The organism is Caulobacter sp. 73W (assembly GCF_041021955.1).
Classification (GTDB): Bacteria; Pseudomonadota; Alphaproteobacteria; order Caulobacterales; family Caulobacteraceae; genus Caulobacter.
On sequence record NZ_CP158375.1, the window covers coordinates 1,760,207 to 1,778,604 of the forward strand.

Here is an 18,398-nt window from a genome sequence, read left to right on the forward strand (position 1 = left end):
GCCATGGACGGTCCAGCTCGGCTTGCGCAACTTGGCCGCCTGCGAAAAGACGTAGACGCCGCTCTTGGTCAGATCACGCCGGCCGGCGCGCCGCAGAACCGCGTCGCCGCCGCCATGCGCCACGCTCTGTTGTCGCCCGGCAAACGCATCCGACCGCTGCTGACGCTCCTGGCGGCGGGGCAGTTGGGCTGCCCTGCCTCAAACGCAATGCCCGCCGCCTGCGCCCTGGAGATGGTGCATGCGGCGTCCCTGGTGCTCGACGATCTTCCGTGCATGGACGACGCGGACGAGCGTCGAGGCGAGCCGAGCGTTCACCGCCTGTTTGGCCAGGACGTGGCCGTCCTCGCCGGGGTCGGTCTGCTCAACGAGGCCTATGCGGTGATCGCCAAGGCCGAGGCCCTGCCGAAGGCCGCGCGGGTCGAGATGATCGCGGTGCTGTCGCGGTCGGTCGGGGTCAACGGACTGATCGGCGGGCAGGATCGGGATTTGCTCGCTTGCGACAGCCGCTCCTTCGACGAGCTCAGCAAGCTTCACCATGAGAAGACCGGCGTCCTCTTCGTGGCCGCCGTCGAGATCGGCGCCTTGGCGGCCGGCGCCACCGCCGAGGCGCGCGAGACCCTGCGGCTTTTCGGGTGCGAGCTTGGCCTGGCGTTCCAGGCCATTGACGACCTGATCGACCGCAACGAATTGGAAGGCCAGCGGCCGGCCAGCAACCTGCTGTCGGCGCTCGGCGCCGACGGAGCAAGGCTTGAGGCCGAGCGCCGCATGGAGCGCGCTCGCCAGACCCTCAGGCAGGGCCCGCCGCAGCTTGCGACCATGGACGGCTACCTGGAGCTTCTGGTCTCGCCCGTGGCGGCGTAGGCTGGCGCCATGTGGAGCATCGCAGCCAATATCGGCTGGTTCATCGCCGCCCTGGCGGCCATGGAGGGCGTCGCCTGGGCGACCCATCGTTACATCATGCATGGCCCCATGTGGCGCTGGCACCGCTCGCACCACGAGCCGCGCCTGGGAGCCTTTGAGCTCAACGACCTGTTCGCGGTCGTCTTCGCCGCCTTGGCCATCGGCCTTTTCGCCCTTGGCGCCGCCACGAAGATCGCCGCCCTCACCTATTGCGCCGCCGGCGTGACCGCCTACGGCGCTCTCTACGCCCTAGTTCATGACGGCCTGGTTCACCGCCGCTTTTGGCTGCCGGTCAAGCCAAGGCAGGGCTACCTGCTTCGGCTGGTCCAGGCGCATCACCTGCACCACCTTCATCACGGCAAGGACGGCGCCGTCTCCTTCGGCTTTTTGTGGCCGATGGATCCCCAGCGGCTCGCGGACAAGCTCAAGCGCCAACGGCAGGATACACGCCTAGACGCGTGACCAAAGGTCCGCGCGGGGCGGCGGCCCAAAGGGGGCTTCCAGGCGGCTCCATAGCGCATCGATCAGGCCAAGGACCAACAGGCCGGCCATCATCGGCTTGGCGACACGGCGGCGGGTCTGCAGAGCGCTTGGACCGACCTTCAAAATATCGCGGCCAATACGCCGATAGATCCGCCTTGCGGCGGCTACCGCCAAGGCGCCGCGAAACGGCAGAGCGCGAAGTCCGACACGGGCGCTGTCGTAGTAGGCCTCGGCTAGACGTAGCTGGTCGCGCACCACAGCGAAGACAGCCGCCTGGTGCGCCGGGTCCAATAGATCTTGCGGGTCGGCGGGCGCGCCTTGCTTCGTCAAGGCCTCAGCCGGTAGATAGACCCGCCCGCCCAGCGCATCCTCTCGCACGTCACGGCAGATGTTGGTCAGCTGAAAGGCCAGGCCAAGATCCTGAGCCCTTCGCAAAACCGCTTCGTCCCGCGCGCCCATGATGGCGGCCATCATCACGCCGACCACGCCCGCCACGCCCCAGCAGTATTGAAGGGTCTCATCGCCACGGACGAACTTGCGCGCCTCCACGTCCATGGCGAAGCCGTCCAGCAGCGCGTCGGGCCAGGCCGGATCGAGGCGGTGCTTAAGCGCCACCCGCGAGAAGGCCGCGAAAGCCGGCTCATCCATGGTCTCGCCCGCCAGGGCCTGGCGCGTCCTGATCCGCAGCCGCTCCAAGCGCGCGCGGCGCTCTTGGTCGGTGATGGGCGTCAGGACGCCGCCATGATCCTGCCCGTCGATCTCATCATCGCAGTGGCGGCACCAGGCGTAGAACTGCCAGACGTCCTGACGCAGGGACTTTCCGAACAACTTGGAGGCCGCCGCAAAGCTGGTGGAGCCCTGCTCGATAGAAGCCTTGCCGTGCTCGACGACCGCGTCGCTCACGCCGCATCCGCCGCCGCCGCGGCGTCGGGTCTGACAGCCAGGTCGATCCCCCGCTCGCGAAGATCCTCGGCGATGACACGGGCGGTGGCCTTGGCCGAACCGACGACGCCAGGGACGCCTGCACCGGGGTGGGTGCCCGCGCCGACGAAATAGAGATTGCGCAAGGCGGCGTCGCGATTGTGGACCCGGAAATAGGCGCTTTGGCTGAGAATGGGCTCCAAGGAGAAGGCGGCGCCCAGATGGGCGTTGAGCTGGCTCTTGAAGTCGTCCGGCGTGAAGATTTTCAAGGTCGCCAAGTCCTCGCGCAGGCCCGGAATGGCCCGCGCCTCCAAAGAGGCCAGGATCTTGTCGGCGAAGCGCGGCCCTTCGGCCGCCCAGTCGATCGGCTGGCGAAGATTTGGCACCGGCACCAGGGCGTAGTGCGTTGAACAGCCCTCGGGGGCGAGGGTCTCATCGGTGACGCTAGGCGAGTGCAGGTAGATCGAGAAATCCTCGCGCAGGGGTTTGGCCCCGCAGATATCGTCCACCAGGCTCTTGTACTCGGGGCCAAAGAGGATGGTGTGATGACGCAGATGCTCATGCCGCCGCTTGAGCCCGAAATAAACAACGAAAAGCGACATTGAAAACCGCCGCCGGGCCAACCGCCGGCCCATGGCGCGTCCGCGCGGTTGGTCCTTCAGCAAGGCGGCGTAGGTGTGCATCACGTCGGCGTTGCTGACCACAAGGTCGGCTTGCAGGGTCTCCCCGCAGGCCAGGCGCACCCCCGTAACGCGCTCGTCGGCCGTCGTGATCTGCTGCACGGGTGAGGCTAGCCGCACCTGTCCGCCCAGATCCTGGAAGAGGCGCACCAAGCCCTGGACCAAGGCGCCGGTGCCGCCGCGTGGGAACCAAACCCCCCATTTTCGCTCCAGGGCGTGGATAAGGGCGTAGATCGACGAGCTGGCGAAGGGATTGCCGCCCACCAGCAGGGTGTGAAACGACAGGGCCTGGCGCAGATGCGGCTCTTTCACAAACCGCGCGACCATCGAATAGACGCTGCGCCAGGCCTGAAGCTGCATCAGCCGCGGCGCGGCCTTGAGCATCGAGCCGGGATCGAGGAACGCCACGTGCCCCAGCTTCAGATAACCTTCCTCGAAGACCTTTTGCGAATAGGCCAGGAAGCGGCGATAGCCGGCGACGTCCGGCGGATTGAGCGCCTGGATTTGCCGATCCAGCTCGGCCTGATCGTTGACGTAATCAAAGACCACGCCGTCTTCCCAAAGCAGCCGGTAGAAGGGCTCGACCGGCAGCATCTCCACATAGTCGCTCATGCGCCGTCCCGAGAGCGCGAAGAGCTCCTCCAGACTGGAGGGGTCGGTGATCACCGTCGGCCCGGCGTCGAAGGTGAAGCCATCCTGTTCGTAGACATAGGCGCGGCCGCCGGCGCGCTCGCGCGCTTCGATCAGCGTGGTTCTCATACCCATGGACTGCAGGCGGATGGCGGCGGCCAAGCCGCCAAAGCCCGAACCGATGACGATGGCGCTAGGCGCGGGCATGGGCGGATCTCCAGGCGGGGGGCGCGGCTTTAAGGGCGCGCAAGACAGGTACGGGCGGACGGCCGCAAAGGACGCGCGCCTTGTCGCGCAGGGTCGAGCGCGCGGCATAGAAGCGTTCGATCACAGGCTCGGGCAGGCCATAGAAGCGCTCAAGAACGCGGTACCGCTGATCGCCCTTCGCCGCCCTGAAGAGCATGCGGTTCAACAGCCGGTAGAAGCCCCGCTCGCGCCAAAGCCTGCGTGAACGCTCGCGAAGGAGCTTCGCCACAGCCTCTGTGCCGCCGTCGGCCGCCTCGGCGACGAGCGCGGCCACCGCCAAGGCGTCCGGCAGCGAGTAGCCCGTTGTGGGATGGAAGAAAGCTCCGCGCAGGCCGACTTGGGCGGCGGGGTTGCCCGCTTGGTCGAGATAGGCGTCGATGTCGCCGTCTAAGGCGACAGGCAAGACACCCGTCTCGCGCCGGATGATGTTGGCGACCATCCAGCGGCGGGCGCGGGCGTAACGTAGGACCGCCGTCTCCAGGGCCGGCGTCTCCAGGGAGGGGGTGTCGGCGTAGCGGGTGTCCTCGACCAATAGTCGGTCAGGCCCCAGCGGCAGCACATAGATGAACCGGTAGTCTCCGTTCTGGAGCACGGTGGCGTCCATCACGATGGGCCGCTGCAGGCCATGCGGCCGCTTTAGCCTAAGCTCCAGCCCGACAAACTTCTGGAAGCCGATCTGCAGATGCTCGGAGGCCCGCGCGCCGCGACCGTCGATGACGAGGGGCGCAGTGAGCTGCGCGTCGTCTTCCAAGGTGACCCCGTCGGCCCGGACCTGCGCCGCCGCGCCGACGATGATCTCAATTTGCGGCTGCTCCCGAAGCGCCGCGGCCAGGCGCTCGCCTGTCAGGCAGGCATATCCGGTAGCAAGCCGCCGCGACCGATCTGGGAACGCGACGTCGTATCCATCCCATCGCGCTTCGGTCAGGCGTTCAAGACGCGCCCAGTACTGATCCGGCGCGTCTGTTCGAAAGAGGCACCAGGTGTGGGCGACTGCGGCCTCCAGGCCGGTGGGGTCGACCAGCGCAATGCGTTTTTGGGGATAGCGGTCAGCCAGTTCCAGGGCGATCAGCCCATTGGCGAGGCCGGCGCCGACCAGCAGCACGTCAAAGTCACGCCGGTCCATGTACGCCTCCGCCCTATCGGACAAGAAGCCCATTGGCCGCGAATGGTTCCGCTTGATTATGAGGGGAACGCCGCGCCCTTCAGCGGCGCAGGTGGAAGACCGGCGCAAGATCGACCTGCACCGGAACGTTGTCAGCGCCCGCCTGCATGATGTCGGCCATCATCGCCCACCACCGCTGCATGATCTCGGTCCGTGGCAGATCGCCCATGGTGTGGTCGGTCCTGCGGGTCAAAATTGCAAAGAGGTGACCCGATAGCGGGTCCAGAAATATCTGATAGTCGATCACCCCCGCTTCGATCAGCGCCGAGGATAGCTCCGGCCAGATGTCGTCATGGCGGCGCTTGTACTCGGCGGCGTGCCCCGGGTTGAGGTTCATCCGAAAGGCGACGGTCTCGGTCTGTTGGCTCATCTTGGCTCCTCGCAATCTGGATCAGACCTGCAGGCCGCCGGGCCCAGGATCCATCGGCTCGGCTGCGGGACGCGCCGCTGCGCCGCGCCCCCAAAGCCGCTCGTAGGATGTCCCGGTCAGATCCTCGAGCACCTTGCCGGCCTGGGGGCTCGACGGGGTTTGCGCCCCGCCGCGCAGATGTTCGATCTCGTCCATCAGGATCTGGTGGCTGCACGCATTCAGTCCAAAACGCCAGGAGCCGGCGAGGCCCAGCAGCATGACGACGATCGGCCCGGCGATCAGCAGCCAAGCCACGGTGGCCACGGCCTGTGGGCTCTGGGCGACGGCCGCGCCCCCCGCAGCGGGCGCCGCATAGCCGCCTAGCTCGATGATCCAACCGGCAAGGATGATGGCGCCCGATTGGGCGACTTTGCGCACCAGGGTCATGACCCCGGCGAAGATGCCTTCGCGCCGCTGGCCGGTGACCGCCTCATCGACGTCCGGCAGGTAGTTGTAGACCGACCAGGGCACGAAGTTGAGCGTGCCGCGCCCTAGGCCCGCCAGGATGACGGGGCCGAGCAACCAGAGGATCGAGGCCGCGCCGGGAGCGCCCGCAATGTCGCCTTGCGGCACGGTCGGCCGGATCGCATAGACGGCCGCCAGCATGAGCAGGGCGGCGCTGAAACAGCCGATGGCGATCTTGTAGGCGGCCGACGGCCCGATGCGGATCACCACATTGATGGCGATCATCACCGAGACCAGCTGGGCGGCGTACATGGTGGTCATCATCTGCGAGATCATCACCGTCGCGCCGGCCATGACAGTCGCCACGAAGATCGGGAAGGCGGTGTTGAAGATGTCCTGGGAGATGTAGCCCCCAAGATAGATCGACAGATGCTGGCGAAAGGCCCGAATCTTCAAGGTGGAGAAGAGATCGCCGAACATGCGCACCGGGATCAGCGCCGCCGCCCTGAGGCTGAACGGCTCTGGCGAAAGCGCCCTTTCTTCTTCGGTGTAGGGCCGCTCCCAGCTCAGGCACACGACCAGAACGACGACCGCGCTGAAGGCCAGGCCGAAGATCGCCCCCATGGTGAAGAAGGTCTGCGCCGAGTCCCGGCCCCCGACGGCGTTGATGATCAAGGTGGGCAGATAGGAGGCGGCGATGGCCGAGGCCTGGCCGGTCAAAAGCCGCGCGCCGGCGAACTTGGCCTTGGCTTTGTAGTCCTTGGTCATCTCCGCCGCGAGCGTCTCCCACGGAATGAGGAACATCGTGTAGAGGAGCTCAAAGACGATGAAGGTCGCCAGGTAGTAGTAGAAGCTCTGGCCCGTCACGAAGATCAGAGCGAAGCTGGGCAGCAGAGGGATGGTGATCAGCAGGAAGATCTTGCGCCGCCCCACCCGCCGCCCGATCCAGGTATGGCGAAGATTGTCAGACAGATAGCCGATCAGCGGGCAGCTGACGGCCTCCAGAAGGCGCGGAAGACCCAGGATCAGCCCCGCCTCCACCGGCGTCAGGTCGCAGAACCGGGTGAAGAAGTAGAACAGCCAGCCGGTGATGACCGCCTGCGCCCCGGCGCCAAGGACGTCGCCGGAGCCCCAGCCCCAATAGTTCCACCAGCGGGGAATACGAGGCCGAGGCTGCGCGTGGGAGGTCATGTCGTGGCTCGGCTCAGATGTACTGGCGCATGAATTCGGCCAGGCACAGGATGGCCAGCGACTGGCCATAGGGCATGGAGGTCAGGGGGATGTCGCGGTAGCCCTGCTGGTCGTCGAAGACCGGGGTGCCGAACGACACCTGCTGCAGCTCGCCGTCAGGCGAGATGTTGGCCAGAACGCCCTTGACCGCCTTGACCGCCATCGCCTCGTACTCGGCGCCGACATAGCGTTTGCGCACCGCTTTGAGGACGCCATAGGCGAAGCCCGCCGTGGCCGAGGCCTCCAGGTAGCTGGTCTCATCGGGGATCAAGGTGCGCCAGAGGCCGCTGTCATGCTGATGGGCGGCCAGGGCCTTGATCTGGGCCTCCAGCGTCTCGATCAGGAAGCGGCGCAAGCTGTCCTCGGGCGGCAGGTCCAGAAGCTCGATGAACTCGGGGATGGCGATGGTCACCCAGCAATTTCCGCGGGCCCAAAGGGCGTCGGCGAAGTTATGGCGCCCGAGAAATGTCCAGCCGTGGAACCACAGGCCCGACTTGCGGTCGAACAGGTACTTGATGTGAATGAGGAACTGCTTCTTGGCCTCCTCCACATAGTGGTCGCGCCCCAGCAGCAGGCCGATCTTGGCCAGCGGCAGGACGCTCATCATCAAGGTGTCGTCCCACAGCTCCTGCGGGTTCTCGTCATTGAAGACGATGTGCTGGAAGCCGCCTTCCTCGGTGCGCGGCAGGCCGTCCATCAGCCATTCGGCCCAGGCGTCCAGATAGGGAAGATAGGTCTGGTCGCCGGTCTGCTCATAGAGATAGGCCAGGGTCAGGAACGGCGAGACGGTGTTGATGTTCTTGGTCGGCGTGCCGGCCGCGAACCGGTTTTCGAACCAGTCGAGCATGATCTGCAAGGTGGCCGGATCGCCGGTCTGTTCGAAGAACTTGTAGAGGCCGTAAAGGCCGATCCCGTGGGTCCATTCCCAGTCGTTCCAGCCTTTGGTGTCGATCACCCGGCCGTCATCCAGGCGCAGCAGGAACTCGCCGGACTCGTCCTTGATGTTGACCAGGTTGTCGGTCAGCCGCGCGATGGCGTCGCGTACATCCGCATAGGCAAGATCGTGGATGAGATTGGGCATCGAGAACTCCAACAACACTCAAAGGCGGCGCGCCGATATGGCGCTCATGGCTCCTCTAGGAGACGGACGAGCGCGACGCCACAGCAACCGACGTCGCCGTCCTTAGGCCATGACCAAGAACGGCTGGTCTTTGGCGACCACGATCTTGCCGGCGGCGTCGAAATCGATGCGCACCAAGCCCGGCTTCTCGCGGAAGGGCGCCGCGTCGTCGTTGCCGAAATAGGTTTGCCACCAGCGGCCCTTGTGGTCCTTGAAGACATTGCCCCCGCCCCCGCCCGGCACGCCCTCGTGCTTGGTGTGATAGGGGCCAAGGAGTTTGTCGGACATGGCGAAGGCGAAGGAGTAGCGGCCTTCGGTCTTGTGCACGACGCCCAGGTAGTAGCGGCCGTCGCGCTTGAAGAGCGTGGCGCCCTCAAAGCCCATGCGTCGGCGCCCTTGAGCGTCGGTATGGACCACGCTGTCATCATAGACGAGGGGGATCCAGTCGCCGGCGAAGGCGCTGAAATCACGCTTGATCTCGCGTACCGCCTCGGCCGCCCCGAAGGTCAGCCACACCCGTCCGTTGTCATCCTCGAACAGGGTGGAGTCGATGCTGCCCCTGATCGGGGCGGTGTCGGAGATCACCGCCTTGTAGGGCCCTTCGGGCTTGCCCGAGATGCTCTTGAGCAGGCCGACGCCGACGCCGCTGATCGAGGTGCAGATCACCCACGAGCCGGCGACGTAGTGGATCTCCGGAGCCCAGATGGCGCGGAAGGGCACGCCCTTGCGCATGGTCCAGTTCTTCTCCCAGGTTCCGTCGCGGTCGATGCTCCAGACCAGGCCCAGATAGTCCCAGGTCGCAAGATCGCGCGAGCGCCAAAGCTCGACCCCGTCATTGACCGCCCAGATGTTGTCGCCCGTCGAGCCGGTCATGTAGTAGCTGCCGTCCGGCGCGGGGCGGATGATGGTGTCGCGGATATGGGCGTCCCAGATGGGGCGGATCGGCGGCAGGAGGCCGTCCTTCACCACCGAGCCTGAGGACGAGCCGCCCCAGGGCGCGGTCGGATAGGTGCGCGGCTCAGGTCCCTGGTAGCGGACGTCGGGCATGCCCGACACCCAGCCGCCGCCCTGCGTGCGGCGCGTGACGGGCGCTCCAGCCCCGCTGATCCCGCTATAGGGCCAGTAGTCGGACCTGGGGGCGGGGATGATGCGTCGGCTGTTGTCCACATCGTCCGCCAGGGGCCGGCCTGGAGGCGGCGGCGCATCGCCATAGACGGTCTGCGCCCAGGCCTTGGAGGCGATGGCGGGCGCGAAGGCGGCGGCGGCCACGCCCAGGCAAAGTTCGCGGCGACGCAGGAGGGTATGGATCATGGGTCAGACCTTTGGACGCCAGCCGTCGGCGCCGGCCAGGAACGGGCCCTTGGCCCAGCGAGCGGCCTGGGCGGCGGTGAGTTGGTGAGTACGCGGCTCACGCGCAGAGACATCGCCGCCAGGTCCTGACGAGGCGAACTCGGCGAAATAGGCGGTGTCGAGCGTGGTGGTCTTGCCAGGATGCCATTCGCGCCAGCCGGCCGGATTCAAGGGCGCACGGATATCCGTGCGCATGAAGATGACCGTGGCGTAGGGCCGCCAGGCGCGACCCAGATAGACGTTCTTGGCCTGCGGCTCTGCGCTGATCACGCAGCGGTCGAAGACATAGGCGCTGTCCTGATCGGGCGTGGTCTTGCTCTGGGCCGTGATGAGGATCTCGTCATTGGCGATGGTGTGGATCTGGCAAGCGTCGAAGAACGCCTTGGCGTCGCCGAAGATGAAATCGACATGGCCCTCGATGCGGCACCGATGGAAGTACTGTCGGCTGGGCGGCCCCCCTTTGCGGCTGGCCGCATAAAGGGTGTCCTGGGCGCCCAGCAGGACGACCTTGTCGAGCACCGCGCAATCACCGGTGATCGCCAGGGCCACCGCCTGGGAGCGCTGGGCGTCGCGCAGGTGATAGTCGTTCTGGATGGTCAGGTTGCGGGCGGTGAAATCATCGCCCGAGACGTTGAGGCTGTAGGACTTGAAGGTCCCGCCAGCCGTGCGCGCCCCGTCGCCCCAGACCAGCACCACGTCCTGCGGCCGGCGCCCCAGGCCGATCAGCGACACCCCCGGCGCCTCGATCGACAGCTTCTCGCGGTAGACCCCTGGCGCTATGGCGATCTGACCGCCTTCAGCCGGAAGCGCGGCGAGGGCCGAGGCGATGGTCTGATGTCCGCCGGGTCCGACCTTAACGCGAGCCGGTCGGGCGGCCGACGCCGGCAGGCCTGATGCGGCGACGGGAAGGATCGCAAGACCGGCTGCGAACCTGCGCCTGGAGAGGCTCATTCCGCACCCGCGCGGTTTTGCGGATAGCCGCCCACCTGAGCCTCGTCGTCGATGACGCGGCCGGTTCCTTCTCTCACCTCAGCGACCACACGAAGGTCGACCGCGTCGCGGTCCGCGGGCCTTGCTCCAGCGTTGGCCAGGACGTGGGCCTCGACCTTGCTCGCCGACATGGCGACAAGTCCGAAGGGCCAGAACGGCGCCTTGGCAAGCTGAGCCACCTTGGGTCGCGGCGTGGTCGGCAGGACCCGCAACGGCTCCATTGGCCGGCCATCGGCATGATGGGAGACGTTATCCTTGGCGTAGAGCTCAAGATCGCCCTGCCCCTCGACGATGAGGAACGGAAGATCGGGGCGCGTCGAGGCGCCGCCTTTGGTCACGTTGCCGACCAGGGCCAGCTTTCCGACCTGCCAGGCGTGACCCTCCCACTCGGGCGCATTCAGCGCGTAGTGCATGTTTCGCGTGCCCGGATCGTAGATCAGGTTGTTGACCGACACCGCGTGAACCCCGCCCTTGAAGAGCTGATTGCGCTCCAGGTTGTGGGCGTAGAGGTTGCCCACGATGAGGATGCCGGTGGCGTTGTCGTGGATCAGGCTGCCCTTGGAATGCTCGCCCTTGGCGTGGCTAGCGTGGGAGAGCCCCTCCGAGACGATGTTGTTGCTGAAGGTGATCCGGTGCGAGGTCCCGGCGCGCCACTTGGCCACGTCCTCGCCGCCTTCGAACCTAGGGCCTGAGGCCGACAGGTTCTCGTCGGTGGCCCAGGAGACCGAGCAGTGGTCGATGATCACGTCGCGGGCGCTGCGCAGCGAGATTCCATCGACTTCGTAGCCGCTCTTGTCCGGCGCCCCGTCCCGCCCCGCCCGCACCCGGATGTGGCGCACCACCACGTCGTGCGTGGCGATGGAAAGGTCGCCGCGGATCAGGGTGATCCCGGGCGAGGGCGCGCTCTCCCCATCGATGGTCACGAACGGCTCGCGAAGATTGAGCGACTTTCGTCCAAGGTCGATGACGCCGCCGACCGAGAAGGTGATGGTCCGCGGGCCCTTGGCCTTCATCGCCTCGCGCAAGGATCCAGGCCCTTCGCCCGCCAGGGTGGTGACGACGATGGAGCGGCCGCCGGCGCCGCCGCGCGTATGGGTGAAACCGTCGTCTTTCGGCGCGGCTGTCGCCGCCTCTAGCGACGTCGCAGCGCAGGCCGCGGCGATCGCCGTGGCGGTGAATAGGCGGCGATTGATCAGCGCCTTGCCAGCATCCATCGGCTCCTCCCAAGAGCAGGCTCGATCGGCGCGCACACCGAAAAGTTGCGCTGAAGCTTGGCTCCAGACGCATCCCTCCTGGGTGGCGGCTCGTTGGCCGCGACGCCGTGTCGGAAGCATCAAGGCGGGGGTCGCCAAGCCCGGTCAAGAAAAAACTGACACCGGTGGCATTGTCAGCGATTTGCGTTCGAGCTAGCAATGATACCGGTATCTTTTGCGATTAAGCGACAAAAGGGCCTGTTTTCGCCCGTCGGGCGGAGACGAGAGAGAGTGACGGCCGTTCCCTGGGCTGGGCGGCTGTAGGCGCGCATCGGCTGGCGGCATCTTCGCCGTAAAAGCCGAGCGACGCGGGAGGAGCCCGGGGAAGAGACCTATGATTCACACTACGCCACAATTGCGCGCGCGCCTTGGTTGTGGAGCCTCGACGCGGGCTTTGGCGATCGGTGCGGCCCTGGCGGCCGCACTCGTCGCGGGCCATGCCTCGGCTCAGGAAGCCGCGGCCGCTGACGACACCGCCGTCGAGGAGATCGTCGTCACGGGCTTTCGGGCCGCGCTGCAGAGCGCGCTCGTCCAAAAGCGCGAATCCAACGTCATGGTCGATGTCATCAACGCCGAGGACATCGCTGACTTCCCCGACGCCAACCTGGCTAAATCGCTGCAACGCCTGCCCGGCGTTTCGATCGACCGGGTGAACGGCGAGGGCAACAAGATCTCCGTGCGCGGCCTTGGCGGCGACTTCACCCGCGTGCGCCTCAACGGCCTTGAGACCCTGTCGACCTCGGGCTCCAGCACCGCCGACGGCGCCCTGAGCCGCGACCGCGGCTTTGAGTTCAACACCTTCGCCTCGGAACTCTTCAGCTCCTTGCAGGTGCAAAAGACGGCGTCTGCGGAAGTCGACGAAGGCTCGCTGGGCGCCACGGTCGATCTGATCAGCGGCCGCCCGTTCAATTACAGCGGCCGACGCATGGCCTTCACCGCCCAGGACGCCTATTACGAGAACGGCGGCAAGCATAACCCGCGCCTGGCCGGTCTGGTTTCGGATCGTTGGGACACGCCGTTTGGCGAGTTCGGCGTCCTGGCGTCAGCGGCCTATAACCGCCGCGAACAGATCATCGACAGCTACACCCGCGGTCTGGGCGGCCCCGACTACACCTATCGTGGCTCCACCTATAACAACGCCGCCGCCGCGGCCGCGGGCGATCCGCAAGGCTTCGCCCTGCCCACCGGCGTCAACGCCGCCAACGTCATCCCGCGGGTGACCAATCCCGAGGCGCTGCAGTACCTGATCGGCTCCAACCCGCGAGCCTACGAGCTGCTCTACGGCCCCAACAACTATCGCGGCTCGCTGGTCCGCATCCCCACCCTGTCGTCGCTAAACCATCGCGAGCTGGAGCAGGAGCGCCTGGGCCTCACCCTATCGATGCAATGGAAGCCCACTGAGCGGACGACCATCACCTATGATGGTCTCTACGCGGAGATGGACCAGACCGCCGACAACTATCAGATCGGGGCCATCGGCCTGAACCGCAACAACACCAACGGCAACCGCACCGCCAGCAACTTCAGCTACCAGACAGCGACCACCGCCTCGGCCGCTCAGAACACCTACGCCAACCGCAGAAGCGCCTACGCCAACTGCGCCACCCAGGCGGCGACGTCCTTCCGCGACGCCATCGACTGCGGCCAGTCCCAGTATGGCAATACGCCGGTGTTCAATTCGACGATCTATGGCGCGGGCGGCCTGCCGGCCGGCGCGGGGAGCTTCAATCCCAATAACCTGGAAGTCTACGACTACTACAACCAGCCCGGTTCGGTCGGCTATGTGGCCCACCCGCAAGGCCAGGCCATGCGCGCCCAGTTCCTGGGCCGCCCGTCGACCCGCCTGATCGACGCCGGACTGTCGGCGGCCGGCGACAGCGCCAACTACCTGGTGTTGGGCAATGTCGACTTCCGCTCGGCCATCGACCAGGGCTCGTTCACCAACTACTTCGCCCAGAACTCAATCGACATCACCCACGAGCTCACCGACAACTTCCGGGTCCACGGCAAGTATGGCCGCTCGCGTTCGATCAACAAGAACACGGGCCTGCTGGCGGACTTCATTCGCCTGGACTCGGGCAACGGCACGGCCGGCAACGGCTACTTCGTCTATGACGACCGCGACGGCGGTCCGATGCCGTCCATGGATTTCGGCTTCGATGTCGCCGACCCGACGAAGTGGGATTTCGTCAAGGGCTACTCGGCCCTTCGCCACTACTACACGATCTCGCGCAACGACTACGAGGCGATGCAGTTCGACGTCGCCTATGACCTGAACCCCAACTTCACGTTCAAGGCCGGGGCCAGCCAGCGGGAGTTTGGGTTCTACTACACCCGCTATGAGCGTCTGATCGGCGACACCATGAACCCCAGCCTTCTCGAAGGCGTGCGCGGGGGCCTGGTGGGCGCAACCACCGTCGGCCAAATGGGCCAGGTCGTAAAGTTCGGTGAAGGCCTGGACATGCCCGCGGGCACGCCCAAGAGCTTCTTCGCGCCCAATCTGGAGGCTTTCCAGCAGCGTTTCGGCTTCGACTGCAACTGCATCAACAAGTTCGGCGACTGGCGCCTGTCCGACCTTCGCAACGGCGGCGTCGGCACCTTCGGCGTCGACGAGAAGGACACCGGCTTCTTCGGGCAGGTCGACTACAACCTGACCTTCCTGGGCCGCACGCTTCGCGGCAATGTCGGGGTGCGTCAGGTCAAGACCGAGATCGAGGCGCGCGGTCGCACGCCCAGCGGCCGGCCGGTCGAGGAGGGCCACAGCTACAACGACACGCTGCCGTCGTTCAACGCCGCCTATGAGATCGATGAGAAGCTGATGCTGCGCTTCGGCGTCGCCAAGGTGATGGCGCGCCCGCAGCTGGTCGCCCTGTCCCCCGGCATCAGCAACCTGACGGTGCCCACCGGCATCGGCACGCAGCCGGCCGACTACGACGGCAGCAACGCGGCCATCACCGTAGGCAATGTGCGTCTGAAGCCGTTCCGCGCCACCAACTATGACGCCAGCATCGAATGGTACTTCACCACCGGCGCGGTTCTGTCGGCCGCTGTGTTCCGCAAGGAGATCAACAGCTTCCCGCAGATCGTCATCCGCGAAGGACCGCTCAGCTCGATCTTCGACGCCGAAGGCATCGCCAGCATCCGGGCCACCTATGACGGCCTGGTCGATGATCAGTCGGCCAGCCGCCGAGCCTACCTGGATCAGGACCGCACCTTCCAGATCCGCCAGTACAACGATGCGCCGGGCGGCTTCCTGCAGGGCTTCGAGCTGAACTATCAGCAGAACCTGACCTTCCTGCCCGACACCTTCGGCTTCCTGCCACAGTGGACGCAGAACTTCGGGGTGCAGGCCAACTACACCTATATCGAGAGCGAGCTGGAATTCATCCTCGACCCGGTGGCGAACATCACTGGCAAGGCTCCGTTCCTGGGCGCCTCGCCCAAGTCGCTGAACGCCACGGTGTTCTATGAGACGCCAAAGTTCAGCGGCCGCGTCTCGGCCGCCTACCGCTCACCCTACAAGACGACCTATCCGCTGGCCTCGGGCGGATGCAATCCAGGTGTGTGCAACTCGCCGCTGATCAACGACTTCGTCTCCAGCAAGAAGACGTTCAACCTCGACGCTTCGCTCTCCTACCAGTGGAACGAGCACCTGACCTTCACGGCCGAGGCGCTCAACCTCACCGACCAGAAGGACCAGCGCTTCGGTTACGAGAACGACCCGCTCGTCTCGCAGTACGCCAGCACCGGCCGCCAGTTCTTCGTGGGCGCGCGCTTCGTCTACTGACCCATCCCTTGGATCCCCTCCAAGGTAACTTCGAGGGCGCCGGTGCGAACCGGCGCCCTCTTTGCGCCCCTCCCGTCGCGCCGTGCGGGCGCTCGCCGGGAACAGAGCGGTCCAAGTTTCGTTGCCAGCATCAGCCCGGCGTTGAGGAGAATGCGTGCGCAGCATCGAGCGGAGCCTGACGCTGTTTCGCCACCGATTCATCCCGGCGCAGCGACGGCTTGATCCGATCACCTTGCTGGAGTGGTCGGCACGGGCTGGCTACGCGGCCAGGGGCGTCGTCTATCTGGGACTGGGCGGGGTCGTCCTTCTGGCCGCCGCCGATCTCGCCCCACGCGCGCAAGGCGCCCGGGACCTTCTGGCCGCTTGGGCGAAATGGCCGATTGGACTGGTCCTGATCGCGGCCGTCGCTTGCGGTCTGTCGGGCTTTGCGCTCTGGCGCGGCTTGCAGGCGATCTTCGACGCCGACCGCCACGGCAAGACGCCCAAGGCGTTTGCGGTGCGACTGGGCCAGGCGGTTAGCGGCGTCGTCTACGCAGCCCTGGCCTTCAGCGCCTTTGAACTGCTCGATGTCTTCGAGGACTTTGGCGAAGCCGACGAAGGCGAGTCACCCCAGGCGCTCGCCGCGCAGCTTCTGTCCTTGCCGCATGGCGACCTCCTCCTGCTTGCGGCCGGCGGGGTCTTGCTGGCGGTGGGCGTCGGCAATGTTCTCCAGGGCCTAATGCAGGATTTCGGCAAACGACTTTCGTGCAGCGAACGGGTCTGCCGGAGGGTCGTCCTTCTTGGCCGCGCCGGCTATGTGGCGCGAGGCCTGGCGACCTTGCCTGCGGGAGTGTTTTTGATCCGTGCTGGATGGGAGACTCAAAGCAGCGAAGTCCGCAGCTGGGCGGACGCGCTGCAAGTCATCGAGGAAAGGCCTATGGGCGCATGGTTGCTCGGCGTGATCGCCTTGGGCCTGCTCGCCTTCGGAGCCTTCGGGTTTGTTGAGGCGGCGTTCAGGCGGATACAGCCCAACGCGTGATCAGATGCTCAAGGCTGCAACTTCGTATTCTGCCCAAGGCGCGCAAGGTGGCGTCGCCATGATGGCTGCGCTCGAAACGCGAACATACTTGCACACGGTCTCTGCCCATCGGGTCATTCGTTCCGGGCGCGGGAAGCCGACTTGCTGAACCAAGGTCAGCGCCTCCCGTCGATCGATCAAGCGCAGGCGATGTTCTCTCGTGAGCGGCGAACGAGTCGCCAGAACGGATACGCTTTTCCGGATAATCGCCTTCGATATACGCAATAGCGGAATTCCGACGGGCCTCTTCTGCTGATGAAAGACATGACCTCAGCCGCTCGAAGCGCTCCAAGCTTGTTCAGACGGATCACTTTCCAGGCGGGAAGGCCTATAATCAGGCGCGCGGAGCCTGGAAGCTCTCGATCACGGCCGCATAGTTGGGCGCGGCCAAGGCATAGAGCTTGGCCATTTCGGCTGCTTCAGGGCGCGCCCACGTGCGATGAAGCTCGCTGAGCAATGCATTGGTGGTGGTCGGCTTGACGCCGCCTTGGACGAAGCGGGCCAAGCTGGTCCTGGACGCCATCTCGCTAGGATCCCCCGAGGCGTCGATCACCGCATAGACGTCGAACCCCGCCGCCTGAGCGTCGAGGGCCGGGAACATCACGCAGACGCTGGTCCATACCCCGGCCATGACCAGGGTCTTTCGGCCGCTGCGGCGCACTTCGTCGACAAAGGCCTCATTGTCCCAGGCGTTCACCTCACCCTTGCGCGGCACGAAGACCGCGTGAGGCGCGAGCTCGTGAATTTGCGGCATGAGCGGACCGTTGGGGCCGCGCGGCTCCGAGGCCGTGGTGATGATCGGGACGTTCAGCAGGCTCGCCAGCCGCGCAATCATCTCCACATTGCGCCTCAGATCACTCAGCGCGATGTCCTTGACCGTCTGGAACAGGCCCGATTGATGATCGAGCAGAAGGATCAGGGTGTCGTTCAGATCGATCAGCGCCGCGCCGCCGCCGGTCGGCAAGACGCTGGACTTGCCGGTGTGAGGAGAGGTCATGGCTTGAGGCCCCTAAAGGTTGAGGCCCTCAATCTCGACGGTGACGCCGGCGGGCGCTTGCAAATTCGCCGCATCGACGTCCATGTCAGCGCCGCAGGGTGTGCAGAACCGCCGCCAGGGCGAGCAAGGCGAAGACGAAGAGCAGCGTGAAGATCAGGAGCTCGTGCATGGTGTAATCCTCCGATGTCCCCGGAACCGACCGGGGCTGACGAAGGAACATTGTCGGCCCGCCGCGGCCGCAGCGGAGAACATCGCGCCTATCCCCACGCGCGGGCACGGGCCGGACGAGCCTATCCCTTGAACGCGAGGACCTCCGCGGACAGCTCGGCCCGGTCACTGACCCTCAGGCCGCGGGCGCGCAGGTAGCCGCAAAGTTCGGCGCGCTCTCGCGCGTCGACGAGCAGCCCCGCGTCGATCACCAAACGGCCGCGCGGAGCCAGCACGCCTGCGACCGCGCCGACCAAAGTGTCGGCCCAGACCGCTTCGGGACAGCCGACGACCAGCAGCAGATCACATCGCTCATCGGCCGCCGCGGATGTAGCGCGGCGGGCGGCCTCGACGCGGGGAAAGCCGCGACGCCATAGACCAACCATGGCGTCGGCCGCTTGCGGCCCGGCCACGGCGACGGCATCGCGAGGCGTCGCCTTGGCAAGATCGAGCATTCGATCCAGGGGATCGGCATGCGGTAGGCCCAGCAGAAATTCAGCGGCCTGGATGGCGGAATGGACGGACATGGATGACTTCCAAAAAACGCTCCTCTTGGGGAGCGCTGGAACGA

At 65.9% G+C, this 18,398-nt stretch carries 16 protein-coding genes; 4 read left to right on the forward strand and 12 right to left on the reverse strand.

What is annotated here, in order from left to right; genetic code table 11:
- The first annotated feature begins 3 nt into the window (after window positions 1-3).
- Together ABOZ73_RS08315 and ABOZ73_RS08320 are read left to right on the forward strand one after the other, a co-directional pair.
- Window positions 4-861 (forward strand): polyprenyl synthetase family protein, encoded by an 858-nt coding sequence (locus ABOZ73_RS08315; RefSeq protein ID WP_369062278.1) that lies wholly within the window; start codon window positions 4-6, stop codon window positions 859-861.
- A 9-nt stretch (window positions 862-870) separates the two neighbouring features.
- On the forward strand, window positions 871-1,362 hold the full coding sequence (locus tag ABOZ73_RS08320) for a sterol desaturase family protein (RefSeq protein ID WP_369062279.1): 492 nt from the start codon (window positions 871-873) through the stop codon (window positions 1,360-1,362).
- Here ABOZ73_RS08320 and ABOZ73_RS08325 read toward each other — a convergent pair.
- The 9 genes from ABOZ73_RS08325 to ABOZ73_RS08365 form a co-directional block, all read right to left on the reverse strand.
- The gene (locus tag ABOZ73_RS08325; protein WP_369062280.1) at window positions 1,351-2,286 is read right to left on the reverse strand and encodes a phytoene/squalene synthase family protein; all 936 of its coding nucleotides are present in this window, start codon (window positions 2,284-2,286) and stop codon (window positions 1,351-1,353) included. The genes ABOZ73_RS08320 and ABOZ73_RS08325 overlap by 12 nt on opposite strands.
- Entirely contained in the window at window positions 2,283-3,821 is a 1,539-nt protein-coding gene (locus tag ABOZ73_RS08330) for a phytoene desaturase (RefSeq protein WP_369062281.1), read from the reverse strand. Before ABOZ73_RS08330 ends, ABOZ73_RS08325 begins: the two co-directional genes overlap by 4 nt.
- On the reverse strand, window positions 3,808-4,983 hold the full coding sequence (crtY, locus tag ABOZ73_RS08335; RefSeq protein ID WP_369062282.1) for a lycopene beta-cyclase CrtY: 1,176 nt from the start codon (window positions 4,981-4,983) through the stop codon (window positions 3,808-3,810). Before crtY ends, ABOZ73_RS08330 begins: the two co-directional genes overlap by 14 nt.
- 79 nt (window positions 4,984-5,062) lie before the next feature.
- A complete protein-coding gene (gene rhaM, locus ABOZ73_RS08340; protein ID WP_369062283.1) occupies window positions 5,063-5,392 on the reverse strand; it encodes an L-rhamnose mutarotase in 330 nt (109 codons plus the stop codon).
- Between the two features lie 21 nt (window positions 5,393-5,413).
- Window positions 5,414-7,027 (reverse strand): MFS transporter, encoded by a 1,614-nt coding sequence (locus ABOZ73_RS08345; protein ID WP_369062284.1) that lies wholly within the window; start codon window positions 7,025-7,027, stop codon window positions 5,414-5,416.
- 13 nt (window positions 7,028-7,040) lie between these two features.
- A complete protein-coding gene (locus tag ABOZ73_RS08350; RefSeq protein WP_369062285.1) occupies window positions 7,041-8,147 on the reverse strand; it encodes a glycoside hydrolase family 105 protein in 1,107 nt (368 codons plus the stop codon).
- A 102-nt stretch (window positions 8,148-8,249) separates the two neighbouring features.
- On the reverse strand, window positions 8,250-9,497 hold the full coding sequence (locus tag ABOZ73_RS08355; RefSeq protein WP_369062286.1) for a family 43 glycosylhydrolase: 1,248 nt from the start codon (window positions 9,495-9,497) through the stop codon (window positions 8,250-8,252).
- Between the two features lie 3 nt (window positions 9,498-9,500).
- Complete coding sequence (locus tag ABOZ73_RS08360) at window positions 9,501-10,487, reverse strand: pectinesterase family protein (RefSeq protein WP_369062287.1); 987 nt, start codon at window positions 10,485-10,487, stop codon at window positions 9,501-9,503.
- Entirely contained in the window at window positions 10,484-11,740 is a 1,257-nt protein-coding gene (locus ABOZ73_RS08365; RefSeq protein ID WP_369062288.1) for a polysaccharide lyase family 1 protein, read from the reverse strand. The genes ABOZ73_RS08360 and ABOZ73_RS08365 overlap by 4 nt, the downstream gene beginning before the upstream one ends.
- 433 nt (window positions 11,741-12,173) lie before the next feature.
- On the opposite strand from ABOZ73_RS08365, the gene ABOZ73_RS08370 reads away from it, so the two are divergent.
- Entirely contained in the window at window positions 12,174-15,566 is a 3,393-nt protein-coding gene (locus ABOZ73_RS08370; RefSeq protein ID WP_369062289.1) for a TonB-dependent receptor, read from the forward strand.
- Window positions 15,567-15,720: 154 nt separating this feature from the next.
- Window positions 15,721-16,584 carry a DUF1206 domain-containing protein gene (locus ABOZ73_RS08375; protein ID WP_369062290.1) on the forward strand — a complete coding sequence of 288 codons (864 nt, stop codon included), beginning with the start codon at window positions 15,721-15,723 and terminating at the stop codon, window positions 16,582-16,584.
- 373 nt (window positions 16,585-16,957) lie between these two features.
- Here the strand turns inward: ABOZ73_RS08375 and ABOZ73_RS08380 are convergent, their stop codons facing one another.
- The 3 genes from ABOZ73_RS08380 to ABOZ73_RS08390 form a co-directional block, all read right to left on the reverse strand.
- Window positions 16,958-17,620: an isochorismatase family protein gene (locus ABOZ73_RS08380; RefSeq protein WP_369062291.1), complete on the reverse strand. Its 663-nt coding sequence runs from the start codon at window positions 17,618-17,620 to the stop codon at window positions 16,958-16,960.
- 85 nt (window positions 17,621-17,705) lie between these two features.
- Window positions 17,706-17,840, reverse strand: a complete 135-nt coding sequence (locus tag ABOZ73_RS08385; RefSeq protein WP_369062292.1) for a hypothetical protein — start codon at window positions 17,838-17,840, stop codon at window positions 17,706-17,708.
- 70 nt (window positions 17,841-17,910) lie between these two features.
- Entirely contained in the window at window positions 17,911-18,354 is a 444-nt protein-coding gene (locus tag ABOZ73_RS08390; RefSeq protein ID WP_369062293.1) for a hypothetical protein, read from the reverse strand.
- Between the last annotated feature and the right edge of the window lie 44 nt (window positions 18,355-18,398).